Below are 15,965 nucleotides of genomic sequence, written 5' to 3' on the forward strand. Positions count from 1 at the left end.
GTTCCCAGTCTCTGCAGTTTAAAACCTTTACTTTTGAAGTTTCCGAGAATTGTTAGTTTCAGTGTGAGCAAGTTCAACCAGTTAACTAGTTTTATCTTGCAAAGGTTCGTGAGAGTCATTTTCCTATCACATCTTGATCATTTACTAAGTGCCAATTTCTCAATGGCTTGTGCCAGAAAGAAGCAGGAAAGTAGACTTCTGTTTTTGATAGTAGGCCAGCAACGAAACTCAGACTTGAACGGCTCATTATTAAGTGCTCAGAGTTTGCAAGAATTGCTATTGCATCAAGCGGACTCCCACCAGATACAACCTCTATCTCCATTCCGAGACTACCGAAAAGTTCATGCATATCTATCCCAGAAACCTCTATCGTATTCTTATCCCCACTGAATCCTGGACTACCGACCCATAGTGATTTTTGTTCTTTAGGAGGCTCGTAAACTAAAGATTTACCAGGTGCATCTGTGACGATTACTATTTTGTATTCAACACTGGAATGCAGGCTTTTGATATTCTCAACAACTTTTGAATAATATTCAAAGTCCAGTTCACGAGTTATCGATTCGCCTTTCTGGATCTGTTTTCCCCCGACTCCCCACCTATAGTGGATCGCAATTGTTGGAGATTTCAATTCAAATTTATTTAAATAATTCCTAAGGTTCTCTTCAAGTGGGTGAACAAACGCGTATGTCTTTGATATAGAATCAGTAAGTGCATATGGTTCAGAAACACGTAACAAAAAATGTTTTTGTTTAAGAATTGAAAGCAAAGAGTAGTAAATTAATGTTCTTGCTCTAAAGTGTTCTACTGATATCTCCTCCCGGACCTTCGGAATTTCAGAGCTTTTCATTTTGAATGTTGAATCAAGAAGGCTAATGAATTTCTGGTAATCTGCAGTCGATTGATATGGATCAAGCGCATGAACTGCAACATCTGAAATTGCTGTGTGGATATACCTTATCTTTGCCATTTTGCAGAGGCCACGGATCGCAAAAATTCTTTGTAATTGGGCACCAACGCCGTCAGGTTTTCGGTTCGGATCGTAAGTTAATGAGATATTTGAACTCATAACTCGTGACACCTTAAGCGTAAGCCAGACTTTTACACATCTTAATAAGCTGCTGAGCACCCTCATGGCATTAATCAAAGATCGCCCAGCCCGATTATTCTTGATAGAGGCCTTAAACTTAGGCGGGATATACATGATCGCAGTATTCTATGTCGCAAACCTCCAATCTCCAAGCAATAGGCATGAAACGAAACGTGGTGTTTAGGTGTACATACAGAAATTCAAGAGAATTCTTCACGTGCATCCAAACGGGATTCTTCACGTCGGCGCTCACAAAGCTGAAGAATTACAAGAGTATGAAGCGAATGAATTCTTTGGCAAAGGAAAAATATATTGGGTTGAAGGGCAAAGTGATTTATTCGATGAGCTTTCTTCTCGGTTAGACAGAGGAACAAATGTAGTTATTCAAGCCTATGCATGGAATTTGAATAATGAAGAGATTACATTCAATGTAACGAATAAGACCGCATCATCAAGTTTATTCAACTTAGACAAACACACAGTGAAATACCCAGAAATTTACGTTAAAGAAAAAATAAAGATTTATACCTCAAGGCTAGACACAGCACTTCCTAAAGATGCAAAGTTTGATTACGTTGCACTAGATATACAAGGATCGGAATTGAAAGCGCTGGAAGGGCTAGGCATCTTTTTGGATCAAGTGAAATGGATATACACAGAAGTTAGCCGGGAGCATTTGTACGAAAATGCTCCTCTGCTGAAGGATATAGATGACTTTTTACTCCAGAAAGGCTTCAAGAGACGTTTCACCGCATGGGATAGAAAAGCAAATTGGGGAGATGCCCTTTACATTCACAAATCTATCTTAAGAAATGATCTAATCGTATTTGTTCGATCGTTATTTTGGCAGTTTTCACGTTTTGTAAGATCATTCATACCGCAATTTATGTTCCCCCTACTTGTAAAGGTAAAACATCGATTTATTGGATCAATTCTGAAATGAATATAGTTTTCGTACATCTAAATAGCAAGATTCCAGAATTCCTGAAGTCTAATTTAGAATGTTGTTTGAAACATTTCCCAAATAGCAGAATTCACCTGATACACAATCTTATCGAAGATAACATCCAAATTCATGGCGTTGAAATGTATAGATATGTCCCACGGAAGGATTGGAGAAATTTAGAGAATAATCTGAACCATCCGAAAGATTTTAGAAGTAATTTTTGGCTCACATCGTTGGCGCGCTTCATCGCAATCGCTGATTTTATGCAGGAAATGCCGGGGCCCGTTATTCACATCGAGTCGGACAATATACTTGCTTCGGATTTTCCAATGGAAAAATTCCATAAACTCGAGTCAGAATATGCATTTCCCATCGTTTCAAAAAAACGGGGAATTGCAAGTTTGGTTTACTTCAAAACAGCACAATCATCTAGAGATTTAGCAGACTTTTCCTTAGAGCAGGCCAAGATAAATCCCTCTACCAGCGACATGTTGGTGCTGCGTAACTTTTATGATTTAAATAAAGATAGAGTTCAAGTTCTACCCACCGGACTATCGATGCAGACATCTTTTAATAATCCGATTGACAACGATGTCTTAAAAAGCATGAACCGGGGAATGGAGATACTTGGAGGCGTCTTTGACGGTTCGGATTTAGGAGTTTTTTTTCTTGGAACTGATCCTAGAAACAGAAGAGGGTTATCAATAGTAGGAAGCCCAGTCCCAGAAAATTATGCGGACACACAAAATTGGAAATTAAACCCGAATGTCAATAGAAAATTTGTTGATTTATGTGTAGAAGATTCCACAGCCAAAGTTTTCTCTCTTCATGCCACTTGTAAGAGAATCAAACTCTTTCGATCTGAATCCCAGTTTTTACGATTAGAAAAACTTTTGAAAAAGTCCAGCAGTGGACTACAAACCGTTTACTATATAGATGTTTTCTTATTGGCCCTTTTGAATTCATCTGTTAAAAGATGTAAGTTAACTATTAGTCGTATTTTCAAAGCCATGAATGGAGATAAGAATGTGTAGTGAATGTGTAACACCGTCGAACTGGCGACCAAGTTGGTTTGAATGGCAGTTCACACAACCATTGAATCTCAATGATAGAGATTCGGTTCACTTGGACTGGGGATCAGGAGGTCGCCCAACAAATCCATTTGCATCTAAAAAGCTTTTCGTTGCTGATGTGAACGAGTCCCACAATAAAGATGATGAGTTTACCTACAAGAAGATTTCAAATTTGACCAGCATCGATTTTGCGAATTCTTCAATTGATTCAGTATCAGCTTATGACCTCTTAGAGCACATTCCTAGGACTTGGCCAGACGGTGATAACGGAGCCCGCTATCCATTCATCGAAATCATGAACGAAATTTATCGAATATTAAAGCCAGGCGGAATATTCCTAAGCGTTACACCGGCTTATCCTTCGCCTCAATCCTTTCAAGATCCAACACATGTCAATTTCATTACCGAAGAAACCATTTCATATTTTGATGAAAACTCTTGGGCAAAACATCTGGGGTATGGCCTCACCGCAAATTTTGAGAAAATCCATCAATCGTGGCTACGGGGATCTGGCCCACTCATCGGTAGATTTCCTAACCACACCAACTTAAATGAAAAAATTTCTAATTCTTCGTTGGAACTAAGGTTGAAACATATAAAAAGATTCTTGCGTATGTCCCAGCGCAAAAATGCATATTCTCTACTTTGGGTATTGAGAAAGCCTTGCTTAGGAAATCAAAGTGAAGGGAAAAAGGTTTAATGAATCAGGAATCATTTGAGTCCATACACCTTGATTTTGGGTGTGGAGCATCTCCCCGAAATCCGTTCAATGCATCAATTGTAAACACCGTTGACGTCAGAGAATATTCAATACCGCTTGAAACAAGAATAATTGAACCTGGTGGACCTTTACCATTCACGGACGACTATTTTGATAGCGTTTCAGCTTACGATGTGCTGGAGCACCTGAGTAGAAGTGAAAATGGAAAGAATTTGTTCATTTTCTATATGAACGAACTTCATAGAGTTCTAAAGCCCAGCGGTAATGCTTTATTTGTATTTCCAGCATTTCCATACAAAGATGCTTTTTCAGACCCAACTCATGTTAATTTTATAACCGATGAAACAGTTAATTTTTTCATTAATAAGTCGAAAGATTCTAGTTATGAAGGAATTGAAACAAACTACTCTTTAATAAAAAATAAAAAATTGAGACAGTGGAACAAGTACATATACAGCGTTGAATTGTTTCCAAGCCAGGAATCCAAGTCAATCAGAAGAATTTTAAGCCTTCAAAAAAGATCACTATTTCGCTTCCTAAGGCCTCAACATAGGATCTGGATACTGAGAAAAGCAGATTAAGCATTCAATAACTTAAATAAAATTCGCATTAATAAGTAATCTTGACGCACGTTATTCTTTAGAAAAGGGCCGCATTTATAATGAAGCGTACCTTTATTAACCTGATGAACAACTTCTTCTGAAGAAGTGACCTGCGTCAGTGTTACGGAAGGTAAGAAAGTAGGATCTATGTTTAATTGTTTGGTCAATTTCATAAGAGCGATATCGTCTAACGCGGAGTGATCCCAAGAATGTTTGTTCATTAGAATTCTTTTGATAGTAGCTGAACTTAGAATTACAAAACTGCCAGAAATGCCTCGATTAACATCGCTCGGTAATCGTTTTCCAGCATATAGATCCACACTAGGCTCTAATCCCGCCAAGAATTCACGTATTTCAGGACAAACTGGATACGAACTTAAATTGGTAAGCACTAGCCAGTCAAACTGCTTTTGAGATGCATAATCCATAGAGGCGAGCATTTTAAAGCCTAGAAATGTTAACCCCTCCGGAATATCAACTAATAAGTTACCACCGTTCTTCTGCCAACTCGGCAAACTCCCACCAAAAGGTTTAAGAAGATATCTTAGAATCAACGTAAAATACTTGCCGAATTTACCCCAGCGCAACCTTTCAAAAATAAGCGATGCTTTATAAAGTGACTTAAACTTTCCGGAACCATTTGCGTAGATAGCTAACGATTTGTCTTCGGGAGAAAGAGTAAGCCTCCAAGTAACGTCTGCGCCCGCTTTCTGTAGACTAAAGAATGGTTCGATGTAAGATGAAGTGAAGCAATAAAGTATTCTCAAACTAACTTGCCCCATCAACTAATAAAGGTCGAACTATCTTCATTAAATCCTCTACTTCAATTTCAAACTGCCCGTTCCCCAGGCCATATTTACTAAGATTTCTTTTGTGTCCCACGATCAAAAAATGCTTAATATTGAGTGATCGACAAAGTAAATAATACTCTCGCGCATTTCTTTCTGCGGGTCCTCTTATTTCAATAACTATTGATCCGGGGTGACAAAACAAGATGTTGGCCAAACCGGCCCCATATTCGCCAATAACGATGTTCGCATCGCGAAACTGAGCAACGGCTTTTTGAAGATTCGAGTTTCCAGTGAAAATTGGTTGAAAATTGAATTCCTGCTTTAATGAGAGCGAGAGCTTGTCCACATTCGTTAATTGTCGAAAGAGCCCCCTTTCTCGCGTAATTTGAATTCTGGTTATTCCCCAACTTGTAGGGACTAATTCCTGACACTTCACTCTGGCCCATTCCATCGCAGTAGAATTGAATAAAACTTCATCAGCATCCTGATCTCCCGACATGCTCTTTCGAAGTGGGTTATTAAACTGGATGATATGAAGTCGCCCCACTGATATATCCTCATAATTATCGATAAAAATAAGTTTGCGAGAGGAAAGTGCCTCAAACATTTCACGTATCTGAATGCTTAGGTCGTTGCGGAGGATAAGCGGAATTTCTTCAGACAGATTCATTAATGAAAGTTTATAAAGTTTAGGAATTTCTTCGATTGCAAAATGCATCAAATTATTTGTACCGCCTAAAAAAATCGCCTCGTCAATCTTGGGCTTAGATCTAATACACTTTGGAAACACGGCTCTATCGTAAGAATCACGCCAGTAAGGCGCTGGAAGAGACTGAGAATTTAAGATTTCAGGAATCTTCAAAGTATCTACAGGGTAAAAAAACTTTTCATCAACAACAGCTTGGCCATGCACTATGCGCGCGTCTTGAATACACTTATGCGCTAGTTCACCCGGCTTCAACGTTCGCATTACTTCAGAAACTAGTCGAGCTTCAGTGAATTCACAGTTGACTTGACCAAATTTGGGAAAAATTTCTGAACAATGCTTGCTATAACCAATAATTACCTGCATGTCTGGCCAGTTCTTTGCTAAAGCGTAATCAAGATTAAGGTCCAAAAACTTTGTTTTTATTCCATACTGTGCCAAGTTTCTAGTGACGAAGACATCCAACTCAACGGAATTTATCCAGCACGAAATAGTTTTAATTTCATTTCTGAGAAAAAAAGACTCTGGAATATTCAAGGTAAATCGTTTCTTATTCGTCAGTCGAATGAAATGTAAATTCCGCGAAATATATAGCAGGCTTTTTCTCAACATAGAGAGCGAATGAAAACTCTCCCCACCCGTTAAAATCTTGAGCCATTTTGAAATATTTATATCTTGGAAAGTGCATTGGATCGGATCATTGCCAGCCATAAAAATTACAGAATTTATGTCTTCAATCAGAGAAGTATCAATTATCCCAAAAACTTTTACTGATTGGTGGCTCTTATTTTTGAAGTTAATCACTTTTAATCTTCGATTAAAGCAAGTAGCGCTTTGGAATAAGGACTTCCGACATAATTTTTTGCTAGCGCAGAAAGCTGATGTTCAGAAATCCACGTGTTTCTGAAGGCTACCTCTTCAGGCGAGCCAACGAGCATTCCCTGGCGCGATTGGATCACCCTAACTAACTCGGCAGCGGCAAACATATCCTCTACCGTGCCAGTATCTAACCATGCTGTGCCTCGGTCGATAATTGAGTGGCTCAATGAATTTTGGCGCAAATAAATATTGAGTAAATCTACTATTTCCAATTCTCCGCGGCTCGAAGGTTTAATTTCTTTGACAAAGTCACATACTTGAGAATCAAAGTGATAAATACCCGGGATAGCCAAACCTTTGTGGACTTCTTTCGGTTTCTCTTCTAGGGAGAGGATCTTGTCTCCATCAGTTTTCAAACTTCCAAACTTTGATACGTCATTAACTAAATAACCATAAATATGCGCACCTTTCGGATTCAAATTCTCACTAATTTTGTAGCCGATTCGACTACCGTAAAAAATGTTGTCCCCAAGCATGAGCAAACTAGGTTTATCGACAATCTTCTTTTCGGCCAAGGTAAAAACCTCGGGAATTCCATTCGCTTTTTCCTGAGAAATAAAATTTAGTTCTATACCCCATTGAGATCCATCACCAAGCAAATTCATAAATGAATCTGCTTGATTGGGAACGGTGATAATACTAAATTCACGAATTCCTGCGGCCATCATCAGCGACAAGGGATAGTAGATCATGGGTTTGTCATAGATCGGCAGCAATTGCTTAGACGTTACAGTGGTCATTGGTCGAAGCCGCGTCCCATAGCCGCCAGCAAGAATTAGGCCATACATGGTGGCATAGTAACGTCTATGGAACTTATTGACGAGATGCCTTTTGAGCGTGGGCCTAAACTTTTTCAAAGGCAAGTTTTTTCGGATGATCGAGGATCATTTGAGATGCTTTTTCAAGAAACAATTTTTAGAGCGCATTTTCATGATTTCCCCCATATTAGACAAATTAATGGAATCAGAGCAAAACGCGGTGCGTTGCGGGGATTTCATTCATCAGAAATTAACGTTAACCATTGGAAAGTTGTTACTTGCGTAAAGGGAAAAGTCCTCGATGCAATGATTGATTTACGAACAGAATCGGCTAGCTTTGGAAAAGTGCGATTTGCAGAGATTGATGAAAAAAGTGGACTGAGTCTTGTAATTCCTCCCGGGTTTGGTCACGCTGTCCAAAGTTTGACTGAAGACTCATTAACAATTTATGGAACAAACATCGAGTATGAAAACAATAAAGAGTTCGAAATAAACCCAATTGCTGGCGACTGGAGCCTAAATTGGATACAACCAACTATTCTCAGTGAGCGCGATAGAATGGCACCCGAATTAAGCGAACTTTACTAAAGATTAAGGTCAGGGAATGAAGTTAATTGTTTTCGGTGGAGCAGGTTTCATTGGATCGGAATTTGCGCGGCAAGCGGTTCATTCCGATATCTTTAATAAAGTGTCCGTTGTAGACGCCTTAACTTACGCCGGTAATCAAGAAAATTTACGCGATATCTCGAATAGCACAAAATTTGATTTTATTCACGCGGATATCCTTGACTCTAAAAAGTATGAAGGATTGATTGACTCTGAAACTTTTGTTGTAAATTTCGCGGCAGAGTCTCACGTTGACCGTTCAATTGAGGACCCGCTTATCTTTGCCAAAACAAATTTTATGGGAGTTTGCAACCTCCTAAACACATGTAAAGAAAAAGATTCCGCTAGATTCATTCAGGTTTCCACGGATGAAGTTTATGGACCGATGCCTGAAGGTACTGCTAATGAAACATTCACACTCAACCCAAGTTCCCCTTACGCGGCCTCAAAGGCGGCTGGAGATTTGGTAACTCTTTCATTTTGGGCTACGTATAAATTCCCAGTCATGATTACTAGAGGTGTTAATACATTTGGACCACACCAATATCCAGAAAAATTGATCCCACTTGCTCTTTCTAAATTGAAAAATGGTGAGGAAGTACCAATTTATGGTGACGGGAGCCAAACACGTGAATGGATTCACGTATCAGACCATGCGGCAGGAATTATGGCAGTTTTGCTAAAGGGTCGGATTGGAGAAATTTACAACATTGGAACCGATCATCGGTTAACAAATCTACAAGTGATACAGATTTTAAAAAACCAATTAAATATCGATGAAAATTTAATTAAGTTTGTGGAAGATAGAAAAGGACATGACATTCGTTATGCGTTGAATAGTCAGAAAATTCAATCGGAGCTAAATTGGTTTCCAAAGAAAATATTGGGCCAAGACTTCAGTGACTTTAGTAATTGGTAAATTCCGTGGAGACTGCACCTAAAGTGATTGATTCATGAGGATTTTACATCTGGCAACTTCACTCAATGGGGGAGCTGGGAGTGCGGCCTATCGATCGCATGAAGCACTTATAGATTCAGGATTCCATTCTAAAATATTGACATTGACTCACAACAACGAAATCCATAAAAACGGCGTGATTGCGACCAATCGAAAAAGTCTTGACCGTCTGGCCTCCGGAATTAACACCAAATTGCAGAGCCTAATTCTTCAAAGCTCTAGCAATTTACTCACACCAATTTCCATATCCCAATTAAATCTAACTGAACCAGCAATTCTCGAAGCAAACATAATTCACGCTCACGCTAGTTACAATTTCTTCAATTTGAGCGATCTCATTGCGCTATCTCGCATGAACAAAAAGATCTTTGTCACTCTCCATGATCAACGTTTTTTTACCGGAGGATGTCACTATTCATATGAATGTAGGGGCTTTCAGAATAGTTGCAAACGTTGTCCACAAGCTCGAATTGTGGGCCGTAGAGTGATCGATAGGCATTTAAGTGATAACGCTCATCACAAATCTCAAATTTCACAATTTAAGTTCATTAGCCCGTCTACTTGGCTGAGTAGGCTGGCAAAAGAAAGTCAGCTGTTAAGTGAGGCGGCCATGAGGGTAATCTTCAATCCCGTTCCAAACGATTTCTATACAGCTATTGGACGTAACAATGAAAAAAAACTTTTAACTCTTGGTTTTTGTTCAGCGGATTTAAACAATCCTTATAAAGGACTCAATTTATTAAGTGAGGCTCTTCATATTATTTCCATGACAAATCCTGATAGGAAGTTTCAACTAAATTTGATTGGCATAGGTAAATTAATTTCATTCTCAGAAAACGTATCGGTAGCGCAAATCCGGGTATCGAGTCAGGCTGAAATCGCCCAAGAACTTTCAAGGCTCGATTACTTAGTGGTACCAAGCACAGCGGATAATGCGCCGAGCGTGATTTCAGAGGCACTTATGTGTGGAACCCCAGTCCTTGGAAGTTCAACTGGAGGAATTCCTGAAATGCTAAATAATGGAAATGGAATGATATTTACGTCAGAAAATGCCGAAGATCTGGCGCAAAAAATTCTAACTTTTAACATACCTGCGACAAATGAGGCGATAGCGAAATCTGCAAAAGCAAAGTACGGTTATTCAATAGTGGCAAAAAATCTAATGGATTACTACGGTTCTAATTGATTGAAATCGTTGTTAGCCAAGTTAACTCGATCTGATAGTTTCTTAAATGGTTTTGCTCGAAATAGATCCAATAATCTTGTCACTCGTGTTGAAAAAATATTCATCCAGTTTATTCCGTAGACATTGTCTCTAATCCAGGCGTCGACATGAATAGACTCGATAAGCACAGACTTATCATCTACAAATGACTCAGCATTTTGGAATAAAAACGGGGAAGAGTTAAAAGTATGAGTCGCAAATTGGTCGTTGCCTATGTTGGAGATATATGAAACAGGTGGAAGTATGGAAAACAATGAGTTCTGCCTCATGAATCTGGCGATGACAATGTCCCAAACATCTATATAGCCATCTCTAGCCCTTCGAAATCCTGCATCCCAAAAAATCTTCTCGGCTCGACTTATTGTCTTGACCGAGGGCCAAGATGAATCTTCGAGCTCGAAGCTCTTTATTAGTTCTCTCCACTTATCCTTTGAAGTAGCCCAACCCCAAATCATCGGATAAACCGATAAATTGCTCTGCTTTTTAGTGAGACTTTGAGGGGCTAGCTGGGTTCCAGAGATCATGATATTTTTCGGCGAATCATTAATGTTCATAAAGTTTTTATCAACATATTGGAAGAAGCCATCAGAGGGTATACAGTCATCTTCTAGCACGATAGCGAAATTCTCATGCGAAAAAACCCAATTACAACTTGAGATTACAGATGCGGCACATCCACGATTCAAGTGTCTGAAAAAAACCGCAATCTCCCCATCAAAATTCTCTTTAAAAGAATCAACGTATTCTTTTATTGATTTATTGATCGCGACTCCAGCTACATCATTTTCCTTTGGAGCATCAATCGAAATATAGATCTTTCTAATGCTATTTCTTTTAATGATATCCAAAATTTTTATTAGATTATCAAGTCGCTGGTATCCAATCACAAGGACTGCGATTTCTCCACTCATATAACCCCAATCCCTGCGACTTCTTAAGAAAGCAACGACACCTAAAGTAAATTTAGCATTCTCTGAAATAATCTATCGGAGTCTATATCATAGTTTAATGGGCTCCAACGGTCTGCTTTTAAGTGCGATAATTCCCGTTTCAAGGATGAGCGGTAAATTTGGAAACTTATCTATGTGGCTTAAAGAAGCAAGTAAGTTTCCGATAAAGATAATTTTTGTGCACGACGTTCAAGATGATCTAACTGGAGTTGAATTAAGAAATTTAGTTTTGGGAATTGACTTGGAAAATGTTCTAATTCTAGAAGGGCGATTTGGAAATCCCGGCGAAGCGAGAAATTTCGGCATTAGTTCTATAGAAGGTACATGGTTCACTTTTTGGGATTCTGACGATTTACCAAATCTCGAAAATATCTTTCTCTGCTTGGAACGATTCCCAGCAGCAGAAATTCTGATTGGGTCATTCGAAACAGAAAATGATGCAGGTGAGGTTAATACCTTCAAAATAGAAGAGAATTTGGTCGACCACCTGCTTCGAAACCCAGGAATTTGGCGAATTGTGTTCAAGGCCGAGCTCCAGGAGAAGATTGTGTTTCCCAATCTAAGGATGGCAGAAGATCAGATTGCGATTTCGAATATTGGCATATTCAATTACGAATTGAAGTTCTGTGACACGATTTTTTATCGTTACTTTACTAATTTCCCTGGTCAACTTACTTCAAACAAGGAAGCGCTTAACGATCTCTTCAAAGCTGTTAAAGTTTCAGAATTGAGCTTGAAGAATCATTCCAGAATTAACTCATCATTCGCCTATGGTTTATATGCAAAACAGTTATTAACAGGACTAAAAATAGGTTCTACTAAGCTTAAACTACAAATGATTATACATATCGCCTTTTCAATTTTTCCTTTTAAAATCTCTTATCTTCGCGAAGTCACGAAGGCATTTATTTGGAATTTCAGAGTTTGGATGGTTTATGAAAAGAAGTAATTCGAGTGTAGGAGTTTCGCTCACTGGTGGCTTGGGAAACCAACTATTTCAGGTGGCAGCAGCGCTAGCAATGTCTGAAGGCGAAAGAGTTACCCTTATTTCGTCATACGGAAAACCAAGATTTTCAAAAAACAACGAAGCGGAGATATATTCCCTTATAAGGGCAGAAGATTGGTTTGAAAGAGACGATGAGGTTAGTAGTTGGTTGCCAGCGAAGTGTGTTGGTTATATTTTGCGAATGGGAGTTCAACCAAAGATTTGGGAAAAGGGATTAGTAGTTTTTTTCATTAACAAGATAGCCAATCTAATCTTGTCGATCTCTCGGAACAGCAAAATTCGGATTCTTGCGGGCAAAGGGGTTGGATACTTCACACTTCCTGAAAAAAAGTATTTCACATTGCTCAGTGGATATTTTCAGTCTTACCGTTGGGCCTCACTTGATGATGTGTATAAAAAATTGTTCCATCTTCACCCAAAGCATCCAGGCTCAGATCTTAAGTATTATGAATCACTCACTTCAGATTGCAAACCTTTAGTTATCCATATTCGACTTGGTGATTATCTGTCAGAAAGAGACTTTGGAATTCCGTCTGTTGAATATTATAAATCGGCTGTTTCGAGAATTTCTACGGAGGTAGAATTTGATGAGATCTGGGTTTTCTCTGACACATTAACTAAGGCCAAAGAGATTCTTCGCTTTGACGGAAGATTTAAGGTCAGATGGATTGGTGAGCTAGACGGTTCGGCAGCCAGTACCTTTCAAGCGATGCGTCATGGCGCCGGATACATAATCGGTAATTCGACATTTAGTTGGTGGGCAGCATTCTTGCGCTTAGATACCAAGGCTCCAGTGATTGCACCGAAACCTTGGTTTCGTGGAATGGAAGAGCCGTTCGAATTGATTCCTAAGAATTGGACTAGAATTGACTCAAATTACTAGATTCTTGTCGAAAAAAACTGGGATAATACTTTGTGAACAAAAGATTAGACATGAATAGCGGATGGAAAAACTCCACACTAGCTAGGTCCCTCACTGTAATCAGTAGGCGAGATAAACGAAAGATTATCTTGGTAACCGGAGTTCAAATTTTTATGGGTGGACTAGACCTTCTTGGAGTCGCTTTAATCGGCGTGCTTGGTGCCCTTGCGGTCAATGGCGTTTCCTCCAATAAACCTGGCGACCGAATTTCTACCTTTCTAGAATTGCTAAGAATTGAAGATTTATCTTTCCAAAATCAAGCAGCCTTTCTAGGAATCTTTGCAAGCGTGATTCTAGTTAGCCGCACTTTACTTTCGATCTTTTTCACAAGAAGAACACTTTATTTTCTAAGCCGGAGGGCAGCCACGATTTCATCAGAATTGATATCGCAGCTTTTTGGTCAATCTATTACTTTCGTACAGAAAAGAAGCAGCCAAGAAACACTTTATTCAGTTACTACTGGGGTAAGCGCAATCACATTAGGTGTAATTGCAACATCAGTTTCACTTATAGCGGATTTTTCTCTTTTATTGGTAATGGCAGTAGGTCTTTTTGTTGTTGACCCACTAATGTCAATCAGTACTTTCCTGGTTTTCTTAATTATTGGTTTAATTCTATATCGTTACATGCACACAAGAGCTGTTCAACTTGGTAAAGATCAAGCATCTAAATCGATTGAAAGCAACGAAAAAATTATTGAGGTATTGGACTCGTATCGCGAATCCGTCGTACGACATAGACGAGACTACTATGCGGAAGAAATAGGAAAAATTAGACTTTCTCTTTCAAACAATCTCGCTCAATCTGCCTTTATGCCTTACGTGAGCAAATATATAATTGAGACCACCGTTGTGCTTGGTTCACTTGCAATAGCCGCAGCGCAGTTTATTCTTCAAGATGCGGCACGCGCAGTTGCAACACTATCTGTCTTTATGGCAGCGGGCACTAGAATTGCGCCAGCAGTTTTAAGGGTTCAACAAGGAGCAATTTCAATTCAAGCTTCGTTAGGTGCGGCGAAACCTACGCTTGATCTAATTGATGAAATATACAAAAATGATTTCGTACCTGACAAGATTACTAACTTCCAGAACGCGCATTATGGATTTGAAGGAAACGTAACATTAGACAACGTAACGTACAAATATCCAAATGCTGAGATAAATGCGTTGGAGTCTATAGATTTAAGAATTAATCATGGGGAATCTATAGCCATTGTTGGGCCATCGGGATCAGGAAAAACCACCCTCGTCGACATACTTCTGGGAATATTGAGCCCAACCTCCGGTCTGATTCAACTTTCTAATTTGTCACCCGAAGAAGCCACAAAAAAATGGCCAGGAGCGATTTCATATGTGCCGCAAGATATAACAATATCTAATGGAACGGTCCGTGAAAATGTAACGATGGGTTACACAAAAGGTGAAATTCCAGAAAAGTTGATTTGGGAAGCTTTAGAAAAGGCTCAAATTTCTGATTTTGTTAATTCGCTTCCCATGTCCATAGATTCACCTCTTGGGGAGAAAGGAACAAAGATTAGTGGAGGCCAGCGCCAACGAATTGGTATTGCCAGAGCATTGATCACATCACCTAAGTTACTCGTTCTAGATGAAGCAACTAGTGCGCTTGATGGAAAAATAGAAGCCACTTTGACCGAAGCTATACATAAACTTAAAAGCGAAGTCACCGTTATAACTATTGCTCATAGACTGTCAACGGTTGTTAACTCTGACAAAGTTTGTTATATAAATTCAGGAAAGTTAATAGCCTTTGGTACGTTCTCAGAAGTACGTAAACAAGTTCCCGATTTTGATACTCAGGCAAGATTGATTGAGAGTTAAAGCATGCCATTATTAATGTATTTAAAATCTTACAGTGAGTTCATGTTGGATCTCCCACACAGGCTTAAAGCGATAGTGTCAAGACGCATTAGTAGAAGATCAAAATTTTCGCAATCCAACGATCAAAGCGATAGTGAAATTACTCGATATTCAAGAACAATATGGAAGTTTATTGAGAATGAAAAAACTTTTAATAAATTCAGGCGCAACTTTTACTATAGGCAAATTTTAGAGCACGTGGATTTTAAACTAGGGAAAGATTACTTGAGCAAAATTCAGAGTATCGAACCTTCGTTTCTCCCAAATAACTACAATTCAATAAAGAACGATAAAATTGGAAAACCTAGACGTTATCAATTTAGAAGCTGTGGTTCAATCAGTCCCACAACTCTACGGTATATCTCTGTGATGCTTGAATTGAAAAAACTTTTTGATTTAAAAGGGCCAATTAAAGTGGCTGAAATCGGCATTGGCTACGGTGGACAGTTTGTACTAATAAATGAATTTATGAATGTAGAGAGCTACTCCGCTTTTGATTTACCGCAAGTACTAGAACTTTCAGAGAAATTCATTTCTTCGGTTTCGAAGACTGACAATTTTGTAAAGAAGGATATTTACAATGTTGAATCAGAGCCTTTTGACTTGTTAATCAGCAATTATGCGTTCTCTGAGCTTCCCATTCACATCCAACGTGAATACGTAGAAAAGATTATTTCACGTGCAAAAATGGGGTACATGATTATGAACAGCGGAAAAACGGATTTAACAGGACGCTCGGCTGGAAAAATAAGTTTGTCTGAACTTCAGGACAGCATCACTGGTCTTGAAGTTCTTCAAGAGATTCCTCTAACTGGTGCAGATAATTATCTTTTGGTTTGGGGTCGCTCATAGTTT

General features: G+C 38.9%; 16 protein-coding genes. 11 read left to right on the plus strand and 5 right to left on the minus strand.

What is annotated here, in order from left to right; genetic code table 11:
* Positions 1-115: 115 nt before the first annotated feature.
* A complete protein-coding gene (locus tag A1sIIB60_RS00210; protein ID WP_095688737.1) occupies positions 116-1,069 on the minus strand; it encodes a hypothetical protein in 954 nt (317 codons plus the stop codon).
* Between the two features lie 238 nt (positions 1,070-1,307).
* On the opposite strand from A1sIIB60_RS00210, the gene A1sIIB60_RS00215 reads away from it, so the two are divergent.
* The 4 genes from A1sIIB60_RS00215 (at position 1,308) to A1sIIB60_RS00230 (ending at position 4,411) form a co-directional block, all read left to right on the plus strand.
* A complete protein-coding gene (locus A1sIIB60_RS00215) occupies positions 1,308-2,033 on the plus strand; it encodes an FkbM family methyltransferase (protein ID WP_190279209.1) in 726 nt (241 codons plus the stop codon).
* On the plus strand, positions 2,030-3,070 hold the full coding sequence (locus A1sIIB60_RS00220) for a hypothetical protein (protein WP_095688739.1): 1,041 nt from the start codon (positions 2,030-2,032) through the stop codon (positions 3,068-3,070). Before A1sIIB60_RS00215 ends, A1sIIB60_RS00220 begins: the two co-directional genes overlap by 4 nt.
* A 61-nt stretch (positions 3,071-3,131) precedes the next feature.
* Positions 3,132-3,809 carry a methyltransferase domain-containing protein gene (locus A1sIIB60_RS00225; protein WP_190279210.1) on the plus strand — a complete coding sequence of 226 codons (678 nt, stop codon included), beginning with the start codon at positions 3,132-3,134 and terminating at the stop codon, positions 3,807-3,809.
* Positions 3,809-4,411, plus strand: a complete 603-nt coding sequence (locus A1sIIB60_RS00230) for a methyltransferase domain-containing protein (protein ID WP_095688741.1) — start codon at positions 3,809-3,811, stop codon at positions 4,409-4,411. Before A1sIIB60_RS00225 ends, A1sIIB60_RS00230 begins: the two co-directional genes overlap by 1 nt.
* Here A1sIIB60_RS00230 and A1sIIB60_RS00235 read toward each other — a convergent pair.
* Genes A1sIIB60_RS00235 through A1sIIB60_RS00245 form a run of 3 tightly spaced genes read right to left on the minus strand, consistent with a single transcriptional unit; the run spans position 4,408 to position 7,596 of the window.
* On the minus strand, positions 4,408-5,214 hold the full coding sequence (locus tag A1sIIB60_RS00235) for a hypothetical protein (protein ID WP_095688742.1): 807 nt from the start codon (positions 5,212-5,214) through the stop codon (positions 4,408-4,410). The two genes, A1sIIB60_RS00230 and A1sIIB60_RS00235, sit on opposite strands and share 4 nt — an antisense overlap.
* Complete coding sequence (locus tag A1sIIB60_RS00240; RefSeq protein WP_095688743.1) at positions 5,201-6,733, minus strand: glycosyltransferase family 61 protein; 1,533 nt, start codon at positions 6,731-6,733, stop codon at positions 5,201-5,203. Before A1sIIB60_RS00240 ends, A1sIIB60_RS00235 begins: the two co-directional genes overlap by 14 nt.
* Before the next feature lie 2 nt (positions 6,734-6,735).
* Complete coding sequence (locus A1sIIB60_RS00245; RefSeq protein ID WP_095688744.1) at positions 6,736-7,596, minus strand: sugar nucleotidyltransferase; 861 nt, start codon at positions 7,594-7,596, stop codon at positions 6,736-6,738.
* 18 nt (positions 7,597-7,614) lie between these two features.
* Between A1sIIB60_RS00245 and A1sIIB60_RS00250 the strand changes: the two genes are divergently transcribed.
* The 3 genes from A1sIIB60_RS00250 to A1sIIB60_RS00260 are packed head-to-tail and all read left to right on the plus strand — an operon-like array spanning position 7,615 to position 10,316.
* Positions 7,615-8,154: a dTDP-4-dehydrorhamnose 3,5-epimerase family protein gene (locus tag A1sIIB60_RS00250; protein ID WP_095688745.1), complete on the plus strand. Its 540-nt coding sequence runs from the start codon at positions 7,615-7,617 to the stop codon at positions 8,152-8,154.
* A gap of 16 nt (positions 8,155-8,170) precedes the next feature.
* The gene (locus A1sIIB60_RS00255) at positions 8,171-9,091 is read left to right on the plus strand and encodes a dTDP-glucose 4,6-dehydratase (protein WP_095688746.1); all 921 of its coding nucleotides are present in this window, start codon (positions 8,171-8,173) and stop codon (positions 9,089-9,091) included.
* 34 nt (positions 9,092-9,125) lie between these two features.
* Positions 9,126-10,316 carry a glycosyltransferase gene (locus A1sIIB60_RS00260; RefSeq protein WP_095688747.1) on the plus strand — a complete coding sequence of 397 codons (1,191 nt, stop codon included), beginning with the start codon at positions 9,126-9,128 and terminating at the stop codon, positions 10,314-10,316.
* Here the strand turns inward: A1sIIB60_RS00260 and A1sIIB60_RS00265 are convergent.
* Entirely contained in the window at positions 10,301-11,266 is a 966-nt protein-coding gene (locus tag A1sIIB60_RS00265; protein WP_095688748.1) for a hypothetical protein, read from the minus strand. The genes A1sIIB60_RS00260 and A1sIIB60_RS00265 overlap by 16 nt on opposite strands.
* A 97-nt stretch (positions 11,267-11,363) precedes the next feature.
* Between A1sIIB60_RS00265 and A1sIIB60_RS00270 the strand changes: the two genes are divergently transcribed.
* From A1sIIB60_RS00270 to A1sIIB60_RS00285, 4 genes are all read left to right on the plus strand, one after another.
* Entirely contained in the window at positions 11,364-12,254 is an 891-nt protein-coding gene (locus A1sIIB60_RS00270; protein WP_150131902.1) for a glycosyltransferase family A protein, read from the plus strand.
* The gene (locus A1sIIB60_RS00275; protein ID WP_095688750.1) at positions 12,241-13,194 is read left to right on the plus strand and encodes an alpha-1,2-fucosyltransferase; all 954 of its coding nucleotides are present in this window, start codon (positions 12,241-12,243) and stop codon (positions 13,192-13,194) included. Before A1sIIB60_RS00270 ends, A1sIIB60_RS00275 begins: the two co-directional genes overlap by 14 nt.
* Positions 13,195-13,322: 128 nt before the next feature.
* Entirely contained in the window at positions 13,323-15,071 is a 1,749-nt protein-coding gene (locus A1sIIB60_RS00280) for an ABC transporter ATP-binding protein (protein WP_223298688.1), read from the plus strand.
* A 42-nt stretch (positions 15,072-15,113) separates the two neighbouring features.
* Positions 15,114-15,962 (plus strand): putative sugar O-methyltransferase, encoded by an 849-nt coding sequence (locus A1sIIB60_RS00285; protein WP_190279211.1) that lies wholly within the window; start codon positions 15,114-15,116, stop codon positions 15,960-15,962.
* Positions 15,963-15,965 lie beyond the last annotated feature (3 nt).

The sequence above is a fragment of the Candidatus Planktophila lacus genome (assembly GCF_002288385.1).
Taxonomy (GTDB): domain Bacteria; phylum Actinomycetota; class Actinomycetes; order Nanopelagicales; family Nanopelagicaceae; genus Planktophila; species Planktophila lacus_D.